Genomic DNA, 17,465 nt, shown 5'->3' with positions numbered 1-17,465 from the left:
CCAAACAGACGCCTTGCCGGAAGCAGAAATTGAAGACGCCAGAATCTAGCCGGAGGCCAGAAGCTTGTCCGCGATCGCAGCCCCCTCGCGGGCTGGCTGCACCTCGTGAACGCGAAGAACGTGCGCCCCCGCCAGGATCGCCGCCACGTTCGCAGCGGTAGTCGCCGTGCGGCGAGCGTCAGCCAGCGAAAGCTCCGCTCTCTGCGTGTGCCGAACGGCTGCGCCCAGAAAGCCTTTGCGTGAGATCCCCGCCAGAACCGGCAACTCCAACGCAGCAAGAGCATCCATCCGGGCAAGCAGCGTGAAGTTCTCCTCACCCAGCTTGCCAAAGCCAAACCCTGGGTCCAGCACGATCCTCCCCGCCGCGACGCCCGACGCCTTGGCCAGCGCAATCTGCTCGCGAAGCCCGTCACGCACCAGCGGCAGAAGCGCCTCCGGCGCAAGCGGCGGCAACTCCTTCCACTCGGTAAAGCGCCCGCGCGTATGCATCAGCACAAGGCCGCAGCCAGTCGCCGCCACAACGCCCGCCATCTTGTCATCCCAGGTCAGCCCGCTGACGTCGTTGATGATCTCCGCACCACGCTCGGCAGCCGCCAGCGCCGTCGCCGCATGGTAGGTATCGATCGAAACCACAGCCTCTGGCCGCTCGCGCAGAATCGCCTCCAGCACAGGCAGCAGCCGCTGCTGCTCAGCCGCTGCCTCCACCGGCGTAGCTCCGGGCCGCGTAGACTCCGCTCCCAGATCAAGAATGTCGGCTCCGGCATCCAGCTGCGAAAGTGCTGCAGCCACAGCCGCATCCATCCCCTGCACCGCGAGGCCGTCGCCGGAGAAGCTGTCCGGCGTCAGGTTTACGATCGCCATCACAAGCGTGCGCTCGCCCAGCGCCAGGCTGCGGCTGCGGAGTCGCCAATCAAAGCTCGAACGCGTAGCAAACATACCTTGATGGTAGCCGGGGATGTAGAGTGGGCGCATGAGGATGGGACGCACCGCAGCTTTCGCAGTGACAGCAGCAGCCCTGCTGTCGATCGCAGCTTCCGCAACAGCCCAGACAACACTGGCCGACCGCCTGAACCCCATACTGGACGGCGAACAGGTGCAGGGCGTCCACTGGGGCGTCGAGGTCGCAACGCTCGACGGCACGGTGCTCTACGAGCACGAAGCCCGCAAGCTCTTCCACCCCGCCTCGGTGACAAAGCTCTTCACCACCTCCGCCGCCATGACCATGCTCGGCCCGAACAAACGCTTTACGACCTCGCTGGTCGCTCGCGGCGGCCTGAATCAAGGCGTCCTGCACGGCGATCTCGTCCTCCGCGGCGGCGGAGACGCCAACTTCGCCGGAAGCTACAACCTCCCCTGGCAGCCCAACGATCAGCAGCCCGGCCCCGGTCTGCAGGACTTCACCACCCTCGCGCAGGCCGCAGCCGCCAAAGGCCTGCAGAGCGTCGAAGGCGACGTCGTCGGCGACGACAGCTACTTCGAAGACACCCCCTACGCCGAAGGCTGGTCGACCGAAGATCTGCTCTGGGGATACGGCGCACCAGCCTCCGCGCTCGTCGTCCACGACAACCTGCTGACGCTCACCATCACCGACCACTCGCCCAAAGGCGTTGCCTCCACCGATTCGGTCGAGATGCAGCCAGCGGTTCCCTTCTACAGCGTGGACGCAGCCACCGCCGTCCTGAACACCGACCTCGGCCAGAATCAGGTGCTCGTAGAGCGTGCTCCCGGCTCACGAGTCCTTCGTGTCCAGGGCGACGTTGTCGCGAAGTACGGTGCCGACCACGAGCACCTGTCCATCGACGCTCCCGCCGAGTACGCTGCAGCCGCCATGCGGCAGGCCGCCACAGCAGCGGGCATCGCCGTCACCGGTCACGCACGCGCCGAACACTGGGATTCGGGCTTCGCCGGCTCCTTCCAACATGCCGTTCGCGAGCCCCTGCCGCTGCCCTCTCGCGCCACAGACACAACACCTTTCCCCTGCACCACGCAGGCAGAAGACGAAATTCGACCCATCGAAACGGTATTGGCCCAGAAGCTCTCCCCGCCGCTGGCGCAGGACGTCGTACTGACGCTGAAAGAGAGCGAAAACCTGCACGCAGAGGTCCTCCTGCGCCAAATCGCCGCAGCCAAAGACTGCGAACACACCCTGCGCAAGGCGCTGCAACTCGAGCGCGCCTTCCTTCTGCACGCAGGTCTGGCACCGGACGATTTCTTCTTCTTCGACGGCTCCGGCCTCAGCACCAAGGACGTCGTAACGCCCCGCGCAACCGTCGCTCTGCTTGAGTACGCCGCACGTCAAACGTGGTTCCCGCAGTGGAAGGCCGCGCTGCCTATCGCTGGCGTCGACGGCACACTTCACAGCCGCTTCAAGGACTCCGCGCTGCGAGGACATGTCTTCGCCAAGACAGGCACTCTCGGCGAGTCGCGCTCGCTCGCAGGCTTCCTCGAAATGCCGGGGAGACCGGTGCTGGTCTTCGCCATCTTCGCCGACAACCGGCTGCCCGGCTCCTCTGCGGACCGCGCAGCGATGGACGCGCTGGTCACCGAGCTCGCAAAGTAAAACGGCGAGCGCTATGCGCCCGCCTTGCCCGGGAAAGAAGACGCTCAGCGAGCAGCGTGCGTCTTGATGTACTCACGGAGCTGGAGGTTGAGGTCCAGCGCCTTGTTGGTGCCGGAGTCGAGCATTCGCAACCACTCGTCGGCAGGCGGCTTCAGCTCAGCCATGCTAAGCAGGTAGCTGGTCTGGACGATAATCTCCAGCGCGTTAGACAGCTCATGAGCCAGGCGGCGGATCTCAAGCGCGAGGTCTTCGGGGATTTGCGATTGTGGTGAAGCAGGCACGGACTACGGCTCCTTCAAAAAACAGTGTGACCTAAGTGCTACAGACGTGCGGATAACGGCTCTGGATGCAGAACATGCGTCACTGGCAGAGACGAGGCCAGTGCACGGTTGGATTCGAGTGTAATCAGACGACCGAAAAATTGACAGCACGGCCAAGGCCTGAGACACTAAGAACTCACGAGAACAGTGGCGCCCGCGCCGGCTGGTAGTAGTGAGCCGAAGTGGCGGAATTGGCAGACGCGCATGGTTCAGGTCCATGTACTCGCAAGGGTGTGAAGGTTCGAGTCCTTTCTTCGGCACCAAACATAGAGATGATTCAGCAGCAATGCAGCCAGCGATTACTCGCTGGCTTTCGTCATTTGCGAACAAACCTCCCGCAAACCCTCAAAACTACAACTTACCGGGCATCTCCTGCCCCAAATGTGTCAACGCGCGACACGTTTTCGTAGTATCCCGAAGAGCGCCGAAGGGAGACACTAAGACCATTCTCAGGCAGACCGAACAGCCTTCAAGGAGATTTCCCCCATGCATACGATTCTCGTTATCGGAGCTTTCCTGCTGATCCTCCTCACCCCTTGCCTCGTTGCAACGCGCGCACAGGACACGGCAGAAGAAGAGTTCGAAGCCTAAACACCTCCCTGCAGCGAAACGCGCGGGCCCATAAAGATCTGAAAAGCAAGAAAGGGGCAGCCATATGGCCGCCCCTTTCTTGCTTTTCGTGCGTTTGCTTAGTTCGTATACAACTCCGCCTCAAAGCGCTCGATCAGCGAGCCATCCCAAATATGGCTGGACCGCCGCCAGCGGTTATTGTCCGAGGCATCCAGAAAGTTCGGAAAGTCCGTACGGCAGCAGCTTTGCCCCTGAGCGAAGTCCAGGTACGCCTGCGCCGTGCCATCGAGATAAAGCACCGCCCGCAGCCCATCCCGCGACCACTGGACGCTCGTAATGCGCTCTTTCTCGCGATCTTCCAGCGAGCTTCCGTTGTAAATCAGCATCGCGTCGATGATGCCCTCTTCGTCTTCGCCCAACGTACGGTCGCAGGCGTAGCAGTAGCCTGCGGGACCTTCGTCCTCGAAGACCACAGCCCAGCGGCCATTCAGCGATTGAGACAGGAACAGGGCGCGGCCCGGCTTGAAAGTGAGTGAGTCCATACAGCCTCTAGAGTACAAGGGACACGGTCTGTAAACTCTATAACTGACAATGAAACTGCGAGGCTTTACCCTGGCCCGGCCACAACAGGTGGCAGGTGCGTTATTGCTGCTGATGCTCGGGCTGTGCGTGTGGACCATCGCGCGGCAGCCACTCGGCGCAGAAGATTACCGTTTTGCCCGCTGCGGTCGTGAAATGTGGGAACAGCCCTCGGCTATCTCCGGCTACTTCACCACTTGCGGCAACTTGAACGGCGACGGCTTCCTCGGCTATCGACTGGCAGCTCTGCCGTTGAGTCTGGAGCGCGCGGTGTTGCTCACCGCCGACCACTTCCGCAAGCCCGAGAACAAGCTCTACCCCGGCAAAACCCTGAACGGAACCATCTGGGAGGCGCGCCATCAGTTGAGCGGCGTGAAGTGGCTGCTGCGGCTGCCCTTCGTCTTCTTCGCGCTCTGGGCCGGGGGAGGCGTCTGGTGGGTCTGCCGCCGACTCTTCGGCAACGAGGGCGGCGCTCTCGCGCTGGCTCTCTACGTCTTCTGCCCCAGCGTCATCCAGTACGCCACCCGTCCTTCGAACGAAATCCTCGCACTCTGGGGCCTTTATGGCCTCATCTACACCGCGATCGGCGTGGCCCATGCCCTGCAGGGACCGCGCAGCAAATGGCGTCCGCGCATCCTTCTGCTGACGGTCGCGCTGGGCCTTACGGCCTCCGCACATACCCTCGCAGGCCTGATCGGCTGGGTGCTGGGCGCTGGCTTCTTCTTCTACGTGGCCGAGCGGAGAAGGTCGTACGTCGCCCCGATTATGTTCTACTCGGCGTTCGGCTCGCTGGTCGTACTGTTTGCCGTCTTCGGCTTCCGCCTCTCGGCGTTCCAGTACCTCTTCACCGGCGGAAGCGCGCGTTTCTCGATCGGAACCATAGCGGCAAAGCACTTCCTGCTCCAGCCTGAAAACGCGGGCATCTCCATCGCGCTGCTGGTCTCCGTGCTGCTTTACGTCACGACAAAACGCTCGCGCTACTTCGGCAACACCGCCCCGCTCCTCTGCGCAGTTGTTCTCATGCTGATCTACACAACGCAGGTCACCACAGCGCCGTGGCTCTGGGCAGTGCCCTTCCTCGTCTCGTTCATCGGTGGAGTCTTTGCCGACGCACTGGAGAGCCGTTACCGCAAAACGTACGTCCTGCTGGGCTCTGCCACCGTCCTCACGCAGGCAGCGCTGTGCATCATCACACTCGGCGGCTGGCTCCACTAAACAAATCCAGAAGCAAAATCGAAGTCGCCCGGCCCCTCACGAACCACGAGCGGTTACCGGGCGATTTCCCCATTTCATCGCCTCAGCGATTTTCTGCATCCTAGTGGTGAGATCATCCCTGCTGAGGCCCTTGAACCCGTGAAGCTCTTTCGTTCGTCGACCGTTGTTCCCGTGCTGCTCAGCGCGGTGCTCGTGAGCGCGATCTTGCTCCCGACAGAAGGCTGCAAGAGCAGCCGCCGCACCGTCGCTTCCTGGTTCCACAAGCGCAAGGCCAAGTCCCCACCCAACTCCGCCGAGTTTGCCGACAACGTCGAGCAGGTCGTCCAGTCGCCCCACCTCGCCATCATGCAGTGGGCCAACTACTCCGACTTCCAGCCCCAGGTGCAGCAGTTCTACGACGACCGTAACTTCGAGCTCGCCTGGACCCGCGACGGCAAACCCACCGCCGCCGCCACCGCGCTTATCACCCTCTTCACGCACGCCGACGAAAAGGGCCTGAACCCCGACGACTACGACGCCAGCCGCTGGGCCGCCCGCGTCGCACGCATCGAAGACATCCGCAAGAAGAAGCAGACCGACGAAAACGCGCAGACCGTGATCGCGCAATTTGACGCCGCCATGACGATCTCCTCCATGCGCTTCGTCAGCGACCTGCACTCCGGCCGCGTCAACCCCCAGACCCTGAACTTCGACATCGACGTCCCCGCCAAGCGCGCCGAGTTCCAACTCGCCCAGTTCCTGAACGACCAGGTCGTCGACGCCGACGACGTTCCCACCGTGGTCGGCACCGTCGAACCGCACAACGCCATGTACGCCGCCACCGAACACGCTCTGGTGCAGTACCTCGCTGCGGCAAAACAACAGGCCACGGAAGAACCTCTGCCTGCTGTCAGCCACGACGTCAGCGTCGGGGGCAGCTACGCCGCGCTCGAACCCCTGCGCCTCAAGCTGCAGGCCGAAGGCGACGCTCCGGCCGACCTGCCGCAGACGCGTGTCTACTCGCGCGAGATGAGCGAGGCCGTCAAGCACTACCAGGAGCGCCACGGACTCACCCCCGACGGCAAGCTCACCCCGCTGACCATCGAAGCCCTGAACGTTCCACTCTCGCAGCGCGTCCAGCAGTTGGATCTGTCGCTCGAACGCTGGCGCTGGCTGCCAGACAATTTCGTCAACCCGCGCGTGCTCGTCAACCTGCCCGAGTTCGTCGTCCGCACCTACAACGCAGACAACACGCTGGCCTTCAAGATGCGCGTCGTCGTCGGCAAAGCCGAAGGCAACCACGACACGCCAATGTTCGTGCGCTCCATGCGCTACGTCACCTTCCGCCCCTACTGGAACCTGCCTACCTCGATCATCAAGAAAGAGCTGATGCGGCACATCAACGCCAGCGGCGTGGGCTACCTCGCCAGCCATGACTACGAAGTCGTGACAGCCAGCGGACAGCCCGCCTCCGGCTTCTCCGCCAGCGATATCGAGCACGGCCGCTACGTCGTTCGCCAGAAGCCAGGCCCGAAAAATTCACTCGGTCTGGTGAAGTTCATGTTCCCCAACGAGTACGACATCTACATGCACTCCACGCCCGAGATGCAGTACTTCAGCATGACGCGCCGCGACAAATCCCACGGCTGCATCCGCCTCAACGATGCCGAGAAGATGGCCAACTGGGTGCTCGACGGACAAGGCAACTGGGACGCCGACAAGGTCCACGACGCCATGTTCGGCGACAACAACAACAAGACCGTCAACCTGAAGACGTTGCTCCCCGTCAGCATCACCTACCTGACCGCAAACGCGGATGAAGACGGCACCGTGCACTTCTTCAAAGACATCTACGGCTACGACAAAGACCTTCTCGCCGCGCTCGCCAAGCACCCCACCGGTCGCAACGACGAACACAAGGTCAACCCGAAGCAACAGCCCGGAGAAACGCTGTAACGCTTCCCGCGTTGCAGCTACTCTTCGTAGTTCTTCAGAATCTTGCGAGATACGACCTTCGAAGGCTTTGCTTCGGCCTGCACCTGCCGAACAAAGTCTTCGAGGCGTTGACCTCGTTTCGGATTAAACTCTCTCGGCAGCGTCACGACTGCACTCATGCGGTCCATGCGAAAGGACCGAAACTCCTTGCGTGTCTCACACCACGCGCCCAGCGTCCATACCCCGCCCCAGAACGCCAGAGCCAGCGGCCACACACTGCGGCTTTCCTTCCGACTCGCCTCTTCACCCAGCCGCACATACTCAAACTCGATCACGTTCTTTGAACGGCATGCATGGTGCAACTGGTCCAGCCGCTTCCGATACTCCCGCTTCATCGAGTACGGCGGCGCATAGAGCACAATCGAACTCAACTCTGCGGTGAGATGCGGAGGAAGCACGGCCTCAATGCGCGCCAGCGCACTGTTCACCGCTTCGAACGATTCCTCCCCGCCCCACGCCTGCACCAGCCTCGCCCCCAGCACAATCGACGTAAGCTCTTCCACGGTGAACATCAGCGGAGGCATCTCCAACTGGCGTCGCAGCGTATACCCCACGCCGGCTTCGCCTTCAATCGGCTGCCCTGCAAGCTGCAGATCGCGCACATCGCGATAGATCGTCCGCTCCGAAACCTGCAGACGCTCCGCCAACACGCGCGCCGTCTTCAGCCTTCCAGAGTGCAGCATCTGCACTATCTGGAACAGCCGATCAGCGCGCCTCACTGGCAGACCCCGAAAGCCATCCTAAAACTCCATGCTGTGCAGACCAATTTGATTGCCTTCCGAATCAATGAGGCAGGCAAAGTAACTCTTGTTCCCAGGAACCTGTGTGCGTGGAACAGTAATCGTCGAGCCCAGCTTCTCCGCACGCTTGACGCACGCATCCAGCTTGCCATCGACGTTAAGAAACACGGTCGTGCCATTCGCCGAAGGCTTCGCATGCGGGCGCGAGACAAGGCATCCGCCCACACGTCCTGCAACATTTGGAAACATGCTGCAGGCATACGCGCCCGGCAAAACGCGCAAGGACATATCCAGCACCGTCTCGTAGAACTCGGTGGCTCGGTCAAAATCGACGGTAGGAATCTCAAACCAGGTACAGGCGTTGCCATCAAACAGGCTCATGGAGCGGCTCCTTTGCGGTGACTACAGGAGCCACCATAAAGACATCCTCCTGACAACGTACTGTCAGGAGGATGTCAGGAGCAAGTTTTTCATCGTTCTCTAGTACGCGTCCCCGCCGCCACCGCCGCCTTCATCCGTGGCGAGGTTTTCAAAGCGCGTAAAGTCCGAAAGATACGCCATCTGTATCGACCCCGTCGGACCGTTACGTTGCTTCGCGATGATGATCTCGGCCTTGCCCTTCACATCTTCGTTTTCGCGGTCGTAGTACTCCTCGCGATGAATGAACGCGACCACGTCAGCATCCTGCTCGATCGAGCCCGACTCACGAAGATCCGAGAGCAGCGGCTTCTTATCGCCCGTACGCTGCTCCGAGTTACGCGAAAGCTGTGAGAGCGCAATGATCGGCAGCCGAAGTTCCTTCGCCAGCGCCTTGATGCCACGCGAGATCGACGCCACTTCCTGCGTGCGGCTTTCAATACCCTTCTTGCCCGGCCCCGCCGAGCCCGTCATCAACTGCAGGTAGTCGATAACGATCAGATCAAGCTGGCCTTCGGTCTGCAGCAGACGACGGCACTTCGCCCGCATCTCCGCCAGCGTAATGCCCGGCGTGTCGTCGATATAAAGCCGCGAGTTCATCAGCCTATCGAGCGCCGCCACCAGCTTGCCTTTATCTTCGCGCGGAATAAAGCCCGTCTGCAGCTTGCGTGAACCCACCATCGCCTCCGACGCGAGCATACGACGCAGCAGTGACTCCTTCGACATTTCCAGCGAGAAGATCGCCACGACCTTGTTGTCCCGCACCGCGCAGTTCTGTCCGATGTTGATCGCCCAAGCCGTCTTGCCCATCGAAGGACGCGCCGCAATGATGATCATTTCGCTCGGCTGCAGACCCGAAGTCATCTTGTCGAACTCGACGTAATGCGTCGCCAGCCCGCTGACTTCCTTGCCCTGCTCATACAGTGCGTCGATCGAGCCAAAGCTCTGCGCCACAATATCCGGGATGTTCGAAAAGCCGCGTTGAATCGCTGAATCCGCGACTTCCGCAAGCCGCACTTCTACATCGTTCAGTACCTTGGTCGCATCGTCGTCATGGTCCGCCGCAGCCGCAAGGCCTTCGGTGAAGATGCCCATAAGCTGGCGCAGCAGGCTCTTGTCCCGCACAATGCGTACATAGCTCTCGACGTTCATGCCACGCGGCACGCCTTCCGTCAGGTAGAAGAGATACTCTCGCCCGCCAATCGCATCCAGCTCGCCGCGCTTGCTGAGCTGGTCGATCACGGTGACGTAGTCAACCGCATGGCTCGCGGCAATGAGCTCCATGATCGCGCGGTAGATCCGCTGATGCGAGTCGAGCGAAAAATCTTCCGAACGCAGACGTGCCGTCGCATCGACAATCGCGACAGGATCAAGAAGCATGGAACCAAGAATCGCGACCTCCGCATGAACTGCGGTAGGAAGGTTCGTGGCTCCGAGATCGAATTGTGAAGACGCAGCCATCTGGTCCATCCCTTGGGAACGAAAACTACACCGGCGCGGTTCCACTGGCTCAAACGCAGCGTTGAACCACCCCAGTCACTTCCAAGGTACGAAATCTTGCCCAGTGCATGCTTGCGGCGTCTCTGTGGATAAAGACCACATCCCCGGTAGGTTAGGACGAGGCGGCCGAACAATTAGACTTCATATCCTCAAAACCAGCAGCGCAACACGTTCGTTTAGCGCCCAGAAACGCTCAAAATTACGTAAATGTCCGATAAATACAAGTACTCTGGATACTAAATACCATAGAAATAGGCCTCCCAGGCCCACCAAAGGGATCGAATGACACGAACACTTCGCTTCGCTGCAGCTCTCTCCTCCGTCGGCACTCTCGCTCTGCTTACCGGCTGCGGCCTGCAGGGTACTGCCACGTCCCCTTCCCAACTCGTTGCAGCAGTACAGGGTAAGGCCATGGGCGGCCACCAGCCGATCTCCGGTGCGGCCATCACCCTCTACAAGGCCGGCACCACGGGCTACGGCAGCGCACCGACCGTGCTTGGAACAGCGACCACGGACAGTGGTGGCAACTTTTCGATCACCCGCAACAGCACCACCTGCACCGACCCCGACCAGCTCTACATGGTCGCGCAGGGTGGCGATCCCGGTCTGGGAAGCGTCGTTCCCACCAACATTCTCGTGGAAGCACTCGGCACCTGCTCCAGCATCACCTCCAGCACAACGGTCGTCATTGACGAGATCTCGACCATCGCAGCTGCGGAAGCACTTTCCGGCTTTGCAACAGTAGACGGCTCTTCGGTCAACATTGGCACATCGAGCACCAACGCTCTGGGCCTGCAGAACGCCATGCAGAACGCACTGGCTCTGGTTCCGATGCAAGGCACGGCAGCGAATACAACAACCGCTGGCGGCAACGGACACGTTCCGAACACGTTGATCAACTCGCTGGGGAACTCGCTTTCCGCCTGCGTCAACTCGGCAGGCATGAGCACGGCAGGCTGCACGAGCGTCGCCATCGCTTACCCGAACTCCATTACGCCAGCCAACACCTGGCAGATCGCGCTCGAATGGGCGCTCTACCCGATGCTGAACGTCACGAACGTCTTCAACAACGCGACGGCCAACACGAACTTCTATACCCCGACGCTGAGCGCCGCACCTCACGACGTGAGCGTTGCCATTCAGTACAGCGTTGGCTATGAGACCAACGGCACCACCCCGGCTTACGAGCCGAACGACGTCAAGGTCGATGCAAGCGGCAACGTCTGGGTCGGCGGCATGCCTTACGCCGCTCTGGCAGAGCTCTCGCCCGCAGGTGCTCTCCTCTCGCCCAACGGCGGCTGGGGAACCACGGCGCTGCAGGGTACTGCAGGTGCAGGTCTCGCTATCGATAACGCCTCTCCCGCCAACGTATGGCTGGCTGATACCGCAGGACAGATCTGGAAGTACACCCCCAGCACCTCGACAACGGTAGGCGTGGCCGTTCCCGCGACCATCACGACAGCCACCGCAACGGCAGTCGCAGTTTCGGACGCAGCCTATGCCGTAAGCATTGACCCCAGCAACAACGTCTGGTTCAGCACCTACGCCTCCACAGCAGGTACCAGCTACATCGGTCGGATCCCCGTAGGCACGACGACGGCAGACACCACCTACGCCGGAACAAGCACGTTCCCAACGGCTACAACGAACTACGGCGCCAAGTACCTTGCCGTAGACCCGCGCACGAGCAACATTGTTGCAGGCGGCACGGGCGTTTCGTCTTACTTCAACTTTGCATCGCCCTACACCGGCGCTGTTACGGTATCGTCCGGAACCAGCAACTACCGTTCTGGCGGAACAACCTTCGATAGCAGCGCCGCCCGCATCTGGAATGTCATCGCAGGCCTCTCCGGCCAGAGCGGTGGCTACGGCGGCGTATGCTATGGAGCGGCTGATACCTCCGGCTGCACCACGAAGTTCTACTTCCCGATTCCGACCGCAGCAACTGGTGGAACAACCGCACAGGTAAACCTCTACGGCAGCACAATCGCCATGGACGGCGTCAACCACGGCCTTGTCCCCGCGGCCAGCACCGCGGGTTACTCCTCACTCTTCGTCGTCGATGCAAGCAGCACTGCCATGAAGTACCTCGCCACCACGGGTTCGCTCGCGAGCCGCGGTTCTGGCGATGGCCTGATGCCCGTCGACGCGAGCGGCACGTCCGTTCTGGCAACCGCCACCACCGCGACCTCGATGCCTTCAGTGGCAATCGATCAAGCCGGTGCTACGTGGCTGATCAATGCCTCCTCGACCGCAACATACCCTGTGGTCCAGGTTTTCGGCATTGCAGCTCCGACGAACGCTCCTCTCGCCGTCGGCAACTTCGGCGTTCGCCCCTAATCCGCAACAAGCAGCAGAAAGGCCCCGAACCATTGGTTCGGGGCCTTTCTCTTTGCCTCAACCGGAGACAACACCAAACACCACACCCCGAGCCCCCGCTAAAAACCATCTCGACAAGCGGCGCACCGGGCCAGTTCCCCACTCCCGCAGAGCTACCCTCTCTTCGAGGCACTGCTACACTGTCGCGTGAAGGAAGTGAAAGAAATGGCTGCTATTGGAACAACGATCGACCGGGACATCATCACCGCAATGAAGGCGAAGGAAGCCGACAAACTCACCACCCTGCGCCTGGTGAAGTCCGCACTCAAATCGCGCGAGATCGACAAGCGCGAGCCCCTCACCGACGCCGAAGAGCAGTCCATGCTGACCACCATGCTCAAGCAGCGCCGTGAGTCCATCGACCAGTTCACCAAGGGCGGCCGCCCCGAACTCGCCGCCAAAGAGCAGGTCGAGATTGAGCTGATCGAAGCCTACATGCCCAAGGCCGCTGGTGCCGAGGAGCTGCTCCCCATCGTCCAGGGTGCGATCGCAAAGGTTGTCGCGGATAACGGCGGAGCCAGCCCCTCCCCGAAAGACATGGGCACGGTCATGAAGATCGCCCAGCAGCGCCTGCTCGCCGATGGCGTCCGCGCCGACGGCAAGCTGCTCAGCGAGCTCGTGAAGACCGAACTCGCCAAGGCTTAGCCGACCGAAGCACTACCGTACCCGAAACCTTACAAAGAACACCTCTGCCGTCGGCGTAGAACCATACGTCGACGTCAGCAGAGACGGCGTCCGATACACCGTGAACTGCGCTCCCGGCGCCGCCAGAATGTGCTTCCCAAGCGCATAATCGCGGTCATATCCGAAGCTGAACGCGGCCACATGCCCGATCGGGCTTTCGTGGAACCCCACAGGCAGCGGCGTTCCGGGCGCAAGTAGCAACTCGTTCGAACGTCCCGCATTCTCCATGCGTGTCCACACGTAGTTCCGGCCGCGGAAGCGATACAGCGCCTCCAGCAGATAGCTGTTCTCCTTGCTCGCGTCCGCGTCCAGCGACCGTGTCCGGCCCCACACCGCCGTCATCGACAGGTCTTCCAGCGGCTGCGGCGTCATCTTCATCGACGCTCCGCTCATATCCATCCCTGCCATCGAACTTTGCATCGACGTCCCTTGCATCGACGCGCCGCCCATCCTCGGCGCAGCCTCCGTGCGGAACGTATGGTGATACATCACGCTCGCCGTCTGCCTCTGCTGGTCTTCCTGCGGATACAACGCCTCCGGCGACGCAATGTGCGCGAACGAGTACTGCGCCGTCCAATCCGCCGTCGGAGCCACCGTCAGCCGCGTCGAAACCGAGTCCACCGCCAGCCCGTTCGCCGAAGACTCGAAGTGCCAGTGCGCCTCCCCCGGCTCACCGCCATGAAACCCCGAGAGCTCCGCGCGCACCCACTTGTACGTCAGCCCCCCGGTCAGCACGTTGTACGCAATGTGCGTCGAGTCTTCCTGGTGATGTCCCAGAGCCGCAATCGGGTCTTCGCTCGCCGACTGACGGTGCGGATACGCCGTCGGCCCAATCGCCGGATCGCCCACCGGCGCGACGTAAAAGCTCAGCAAAGCATCCTTGCCCATCTTGATGTCGTAGAGCGCGCCCACTTCCATAAAGAACGCGTGCGGATGCTGCCCATCCACGATCGGATTGCCATACGCCGTCTCGCCCTGCTGAAAGATCTCAGGATAGGCCCGCTGCTGCATCGTCCCCGGCTCCGCCGAAAACATCGCCCGCACCGTCAACTGCCCCGGCCCAAGCTTCCGCTGCGCCATAGGCATAATCCAGTTGGTCGAAAACCATCCATCACGGCCGCGATGACTCTCGGCCTGCTGCTGATCGTTCGCCACAAACGCGTTGCCATGCAGCATCAGCGTCCAGCCGGAGCGCACTCCCATCCACATCGGTACAGGGGTAGACGGCGGCTCTACGCTCGTGCCCGAAGACCCATGCTGCAACACCGCTTCGCGCAACGTATGCGCCGTCATCACCTGTGATGACTGTGCGTGCAGCGTCGCCAGCGAGCTAACGACACAAACGCCTGCCAGAACAACATACTGCTTCTTCATTCTCATCCGTTCTTCAAATTAGACACCCAGCGCCGGCAGAGGCTGCTTGCACACGCAATCCAGACACGCGTGTATCGAACACGATCCACACGTCTTTGCCAGCTCTCTCCGCAGCGCCGCACGTGCGCGATGCGCTCGCACAGCGGCGTTTCCCGGGGTCAGGTTATGCGCCAGCGCAAACTGCGTCAGGGGCGTCTCCGCCAGATCCACCTCGCTCAAAAGCTCGGCATACGCTGGCCGCAGGGACGGCAGAACCCGCTCGATGCATCCGCACACAAACCTCCGTGCCGAACTGTCCGCAACCACAGGCTCATCCGGCCCAAGTTCGAACAGCAACCGCTCCATCGCCGCAGCTTCTGTATGCCGCCGACGATAGTGATCGATAATCGCGTGCCGCAGAACGCTGAAGAACCAGGCCACAATCGACTCCTGGTCCGTACCAGTAGGCGCCTTCTCCAGCGCCCGCATGTACGCCGCCTGCAGAATATCTTCGGCAAGTTCGTGGTTCGAGACGCGGCGAGCGATAAAGCCAAGAAAACGCTCTCGCCGTTCCAGAAGCGTTTCCAGCGCGCTTGGGGGCATGGTGACAAAACCTCAAACGCTGGCGCACTCGAGTACGCCAGCGCATCTTCTCATTGGAGCTAGCAGCAAGGGCATTCGATGCAGCGGCATTCCACGCACTCACACTCGGGGCAGTTGCACTTCGGCGTCATGGCAATCTCCTTTCGCTCACGGCAGAAGCCGTTCTACAAGGAAAACGCACGCAGAGAAAAAACATTACACCTGACTCGTAAACCACATTCAACATCCCCCGTCATAAGGGTTGGGGAGTGAGCGAGGGTGCGTCTCCTGAGGACAGTATGGGCGCTCCTCCCCTTATCTTTACGCTGAAACGACACTGTCTGTGCCGCCTAGCTCTTTACTGCGGCCTTGATCACCGGCGTAGCAGACAGCCCCGTACGCAACACTCCTTCGTCTTTCCACTCGCTCAGAATCACCGAAGCAATCGCCGCATCCGCCTCGGCGGCATCGGCAATCTGCACCGGGAACAGCAACGCAACCTGCAGGCCGTCGTCCATCAGGCGAATATGCGAGTCAATGCGAGGCGGATCGACAGCCGTCCCGGCCCACGCCTCAATCTGCCTCTGCTGCGCGTCGATCACCGACTTATAGCCGTTGTAGACGTTCTCGACAATCGCCGAAAGATGCTTCAGCACCGCGTCCGCATCGGCATCCGGCTTCAGCTTTGCCGTCAGCTCATGCCACGCATACTCTGTTCCCGGAAGCTGCTTGTAGAGCGGCGTTCCTGTCTGAAAGAGCACGGAGTTCGCAAACACAGCCACGCGTCCCGTCGAGTGCAACTCCGTTCCCGTCCCCACCAACTCCATCATGTAGAAGCGAGCGATCCCCACCTCGATTACCGTTCCGGTAACACCGGCCACCGTGATGCGGTCCCCCACGCGCACGCCATAGCGTCCAACGATGAAGAAGTACGCCGCCACCGAGAGCAGAATTGTTTGCAGGCCAACAGCAATGCCCGCCGAGATGAAACCGGCAAACGTCGCCAGCGAACTGAACTGCGTGATGAAGCCAAAGAGCAGAACAATGCCTCCCGCAAAACCAAGCACCATCCGCCGCACCACCAGCAACTGACGACGACGGCGCAGGTCCGTCACATACTTCAGCGTCGCGTGGTTCCAGAAGTGCCCAATCACCGCCAGCAGAATCAGGGCCAGCGCAATAGACCCAACGCGCAGTAGCAGCGACCGCAAAATACTGCGGTACTCCGTATCCACCGCGACCCGCCAGCCAGTCAGCGTCCCACGCGTCGAATCCAGCATCAGCGACTCCTGCGAAAGTGGGAAGGTCGCATCCGCCATCACGCGGAACGTGTTCGTCAGTTGGTCGAATTGCTTGCGCGTGCTCGTAAGGTCCTGCGCGTCAGAAGTCGGCGTTGCCTTCAGATCGACATTCTGCTGCGTCAGCTTCTCGCCCTGGCTCATCGTGCTGCGCAGCACCTTCAGAAACGGCGTGCGCAACGCCTGCACCTGCTTCTGCAACTGTTCAAGCGTGGCAAGCTGTTCGTCGATGGTGCGCCGCGTGGACAGCAGATCGAACAACGCACTCGCCTGCGTCACCAGACCAGCATGTTGCGCCTCCGCCAGACTGTTAACCGGGGCCGTCGAAACCGTCTTCCCCACCGAGTCAGACGAGAGCTCCGGCGCCGAAGCCTCCAGGTGATCAATATCGCCCATCAACCCCGAGTGCCCGCTCTGCGCACTCGAAAAACGTGTAATGCGGTTCAGCGCGTCATACGTGGCCTGCGCCAGCTCCAACCCGCCTTCCACCTGCTCCTGTTGCTGCAGCAGTTCGGGACGGGTCTTCGCCGTAGCATGATCGAGTTGCGCTGCGAGCGCCAGCTTCTGCTGCTGCAACGTCGCCATGCGCTCCTGCGCATGCACCTTCGCCTGCGTCATCCGTGCAGCATCCCCGGAGTCCTTCGTCTCGCTGGCTCCGGCTTTCAGCAACGTGGCATCATCGCCGCTAACGTGCGACAGCAGTGCTGCTACATTCCGCGTCGCCTCAAAAGCAAACTGCGCGACGCTCGTCACCTGCGAGCGCATCTGGTCCTGGTAGAGAATGTCGCTCGGCTCACCTGTCTTCTGAACGCTCGTCGTGCTGCTGCGATAGAAGCGCAGCACATCGCCCAGATGATTGCGTACGAGATCCCCCTGCTGCTTTACCTCCACGCCCGTATTACTCAGCGGAGGCAGTTGAGCGATTCGCTGCTGCAGGTTTGCAGAAGCCGGGCTCGCATGAGAGGCCGCAGAACCGGACTCCGCTCCAGCAGTTTGCGTACCTCCCGCAGCGGTAGGCGTCTTTGCTGTCGTCGCTTGCGGGGCCGCAGCAAATGCGCTGAGCGGCAGCAGAACACCAACGCCCAGCAGGGAAAAAGAAACAGGCTTCACGAAGTGAACGCGGAGCCGTTTAAAAGCAACAGAACAGGAACGCCAGGAAAGCAAAGAACTCATGGAAGGTTGGATGATCAAACCCAACGATCCGCCGTATTTTCGATAAGCTTCGTTCTCTCCAGCCCCATCCCGAACGATAATCGAAAGCACCTCCCTGTAAACGCACGAAACCCCGGCGACT

14 protein-coding genes and 1 tRNA gene are annotated in these 17,465 nt (G+C 61.2%); 6 read left to right on the top strand and 9 right to left on the bottom strand.

Annotated features, from left to right (window positions below):
- Window positions 1-45: 45 nt before the first annotated feature.
- Window positions 46-972, bottom strand: coding sequence for a dihydropteroate synthase (gene folP / locus PW792_00205; protein ID MDE1160345.1), 927 nt, complete (start codon window positions 970-972; stop codon window positions 46-48).
- Between folP and dacB the strand changes: the two genes are divergently transcribed.
- Complete coding sequence (dacB, locus tag PW792_00200; GenBank protein MDE1160344.1) at window positions 971-2,560, top strand: D-alanyl-D-alanine carboxypeptidase/D-alanyl-D-alanine-endopeptidase; 1,590 nt, start codon at window positions 971-973, stop codon at window positions 2,558-2,560. The two genes, folP and dacB, sit on opposite strands and share 2 nt — an antisense overlap.
- A gap of 44 nt (window positions 2,561-2,604) precedes the next feature.
- On the opposite strand, the gene PW792_00195 is transcribed toward dacB, so the two are convergent.
- Complete coding sequence (locus PW792_00195) at window positions 2,605-2,841, bottom strand: hypothetical protein (protein MDE1160343.1); 237 nt, start codon at window positions 2,839-2,841, stop codon at window positions 2,605-2,607.
- A gap of 215 nt (window positions 2,842-3,056) precedes the next feature.
- Between PW792_00195 and PW792_00190 the strand changes: the two genes are divergently transcribed.
- A tRNA-Leu gene (locus PW792_00190) sits at window positions 3,057-3,143 on the top strand.
- A gap of 426 nt (window positions 3,144-3,569) precedes the next feature.
- On the opposite strand, the gene PW792_00185 is transcribed toward PW792_00190, so the two are convergent.
- Window positions 3,570-3,992 (bottom strand): DUF2251 domain-containing protein, encoded by a 423-nt coding sequence (locus PW792_00185; GenBank protein MDE1160342.1) that lies wholly within the window; start codon window positions 3,990-3,992, stop codon window positions 3,570-3,572.
- Between the two features lie 112 nt (window positions 3,993-4,104).
- On the opposite strand from PW792_00185, the gene PW792_00180 reads away from it, so the two are divergent.
- Window positions 4,105-5,244, top strand: a complete 1,140-nt coding sequence (locus tag PW792_00180; GenBank protein ID MDE1160341.1) for a hypothetical protein — start codon at window positions 4,105-4,107, stop codon at window positions 5,242-5,244.
- A gap of 138 nt (window positions 5,245-5,382) precedes the next feature.
- A complete protein-coding gene (locus PW792_00175; GenBank protein MDE1160340.1) occupies window positions 5,383-7,179 on the top strand; it encodes a L,D-transpeptidase family protein in 1,797 nt (598 codons plus the stop codon).
- A gap of 17 nt (window positions 7,180-7,196) precedes the next feature.
- Here PW792_00175 and PW792_00170 read toward each other — a convergent pair whose 3' ends face one another.
- The 3 genes from PW792_00170 to dnaB all read right to left on the bottom strand — a co-directional run bounded on the left by PW792_00170 (window position 7,197) and on the right by dnaB (window position 9,836).
- Window positions 7,197-7,937 (bottom strand): YafY family protein, encoded by a 741-nt coding sequence (locus PW792_00170; GenBank protein MDE1160339.1) that lies wholly within the window; start codon window positions 7,935-7,937, stop codon window positions 7,197-7,199.
- A gap of 21 nt (window positions 7,938-7,958) precedes the next feature.
- Window positions 7,959-8,339, bottom strand: a complete 381-nt coding sequence (locus tag PW792_00165; protein ID MDE1160338.1) for a VOC family protein — start codon at window positions 8,337-8,339, stop codon at window positions 7,959-7,961.
- A gap of 99 nt (window positions 8,340-8,438) precedes the next feature.
- Entirely contained in the window at window positions 8,439-9,836 is a 1,398-nt protein-coding gene (gene dnaB, locus PW792_00160) for a replicative DNA helicase (protein MDE1160337.1), read from the bottom strand.
- Between the two features lie 321 nt (window positions 9,837-10,157).
- Between dnaB and PW792_00155 the strand changes: the two genes are divergently transcribed.
- Complete coding sequence (locus PW792_00155; protein ID MDE1160336.1) at window positions 10,158-12,215, top strand: hypothetical protein; 2,058 nt, start codon at window positions 10,158-10,160, stop codon at window positions 12,213-12,215.
- A 204-nt stretch (window positions 12,216-12,419) separates the two neighbouring features.
- A complete protein-coding gene (locus PW792_00150; GenBank protein ID MDE1160335.1) occupies window positions 12,420-12,899 on the top strand; it encodes a GatB/YqeY domain-containing protein in 480 nt (159 codons plus the stop codon).
- A 12-nt stretch (window positions 12,900-12,911) separates the two neighbouring features.
- Here the strand turns inward: PW792_00150 and PW792_00145 are convergent, their stop codons facing one another.
- From PW792_00145 to PW792_00135, 3 genes are all read right to left on the bottom strand, one after another.
- Window positions 12,912-14,312 carry a hypothetical protein gene (locus PW792_00145; GenBank protein MDE1160334.1) on the bottom strand — a complete coding sequence of 467 codons (1,401 nt, stop codon included), beginning with the start codon at window positions 14,310-14,312 and terminating at the stop codon, window positions 12,912-12,914.
- Between the two features lie 18 nt (window positions 14,313-14,330).
- Window positions 14,331-14,894 carry a sigma-70 family RNA polymerase sigma factor gene (locus PW792_00140; protein MDE1160333.1) on the bottom strand — a complete coding sequence of 188 codons (564 nt, stop codon included), beginning with the start codon at window positions 14,892-14,894 and terminating at the stop codon, window positions 14,331-14,333.
- 329 nt (window positions 14,895-15,223) lie between these two features.
- On the bottom strand, window positions 15,224-17,281 hold the full coding sequence (locus PW792_00135; GenBank protein ID MDE1160332.1) for a mechanosensitive ion channel: 2,058 nt from the start codon (window positions 17,279-17,281) through the stop codon (window positions 15,224-15,226).
- Window positions 17,282-17,465: the final 184 nt, after the last annotated feature.

Source organism: Acidobacteriaceae bacterium (assembly GCA_028283655.1).
In the GTDB taxonomy this organism is placed as follows: domain Bacteria; phylum Acidobacteriota; class Terriglobia; order Terriglobales; family Acidobacteriaceae; genus Granulicella.
Note: the sequence above shows the minus strand (reverse complement) of the source record. Positions and strands in the feature narration are given on the sequence as shown.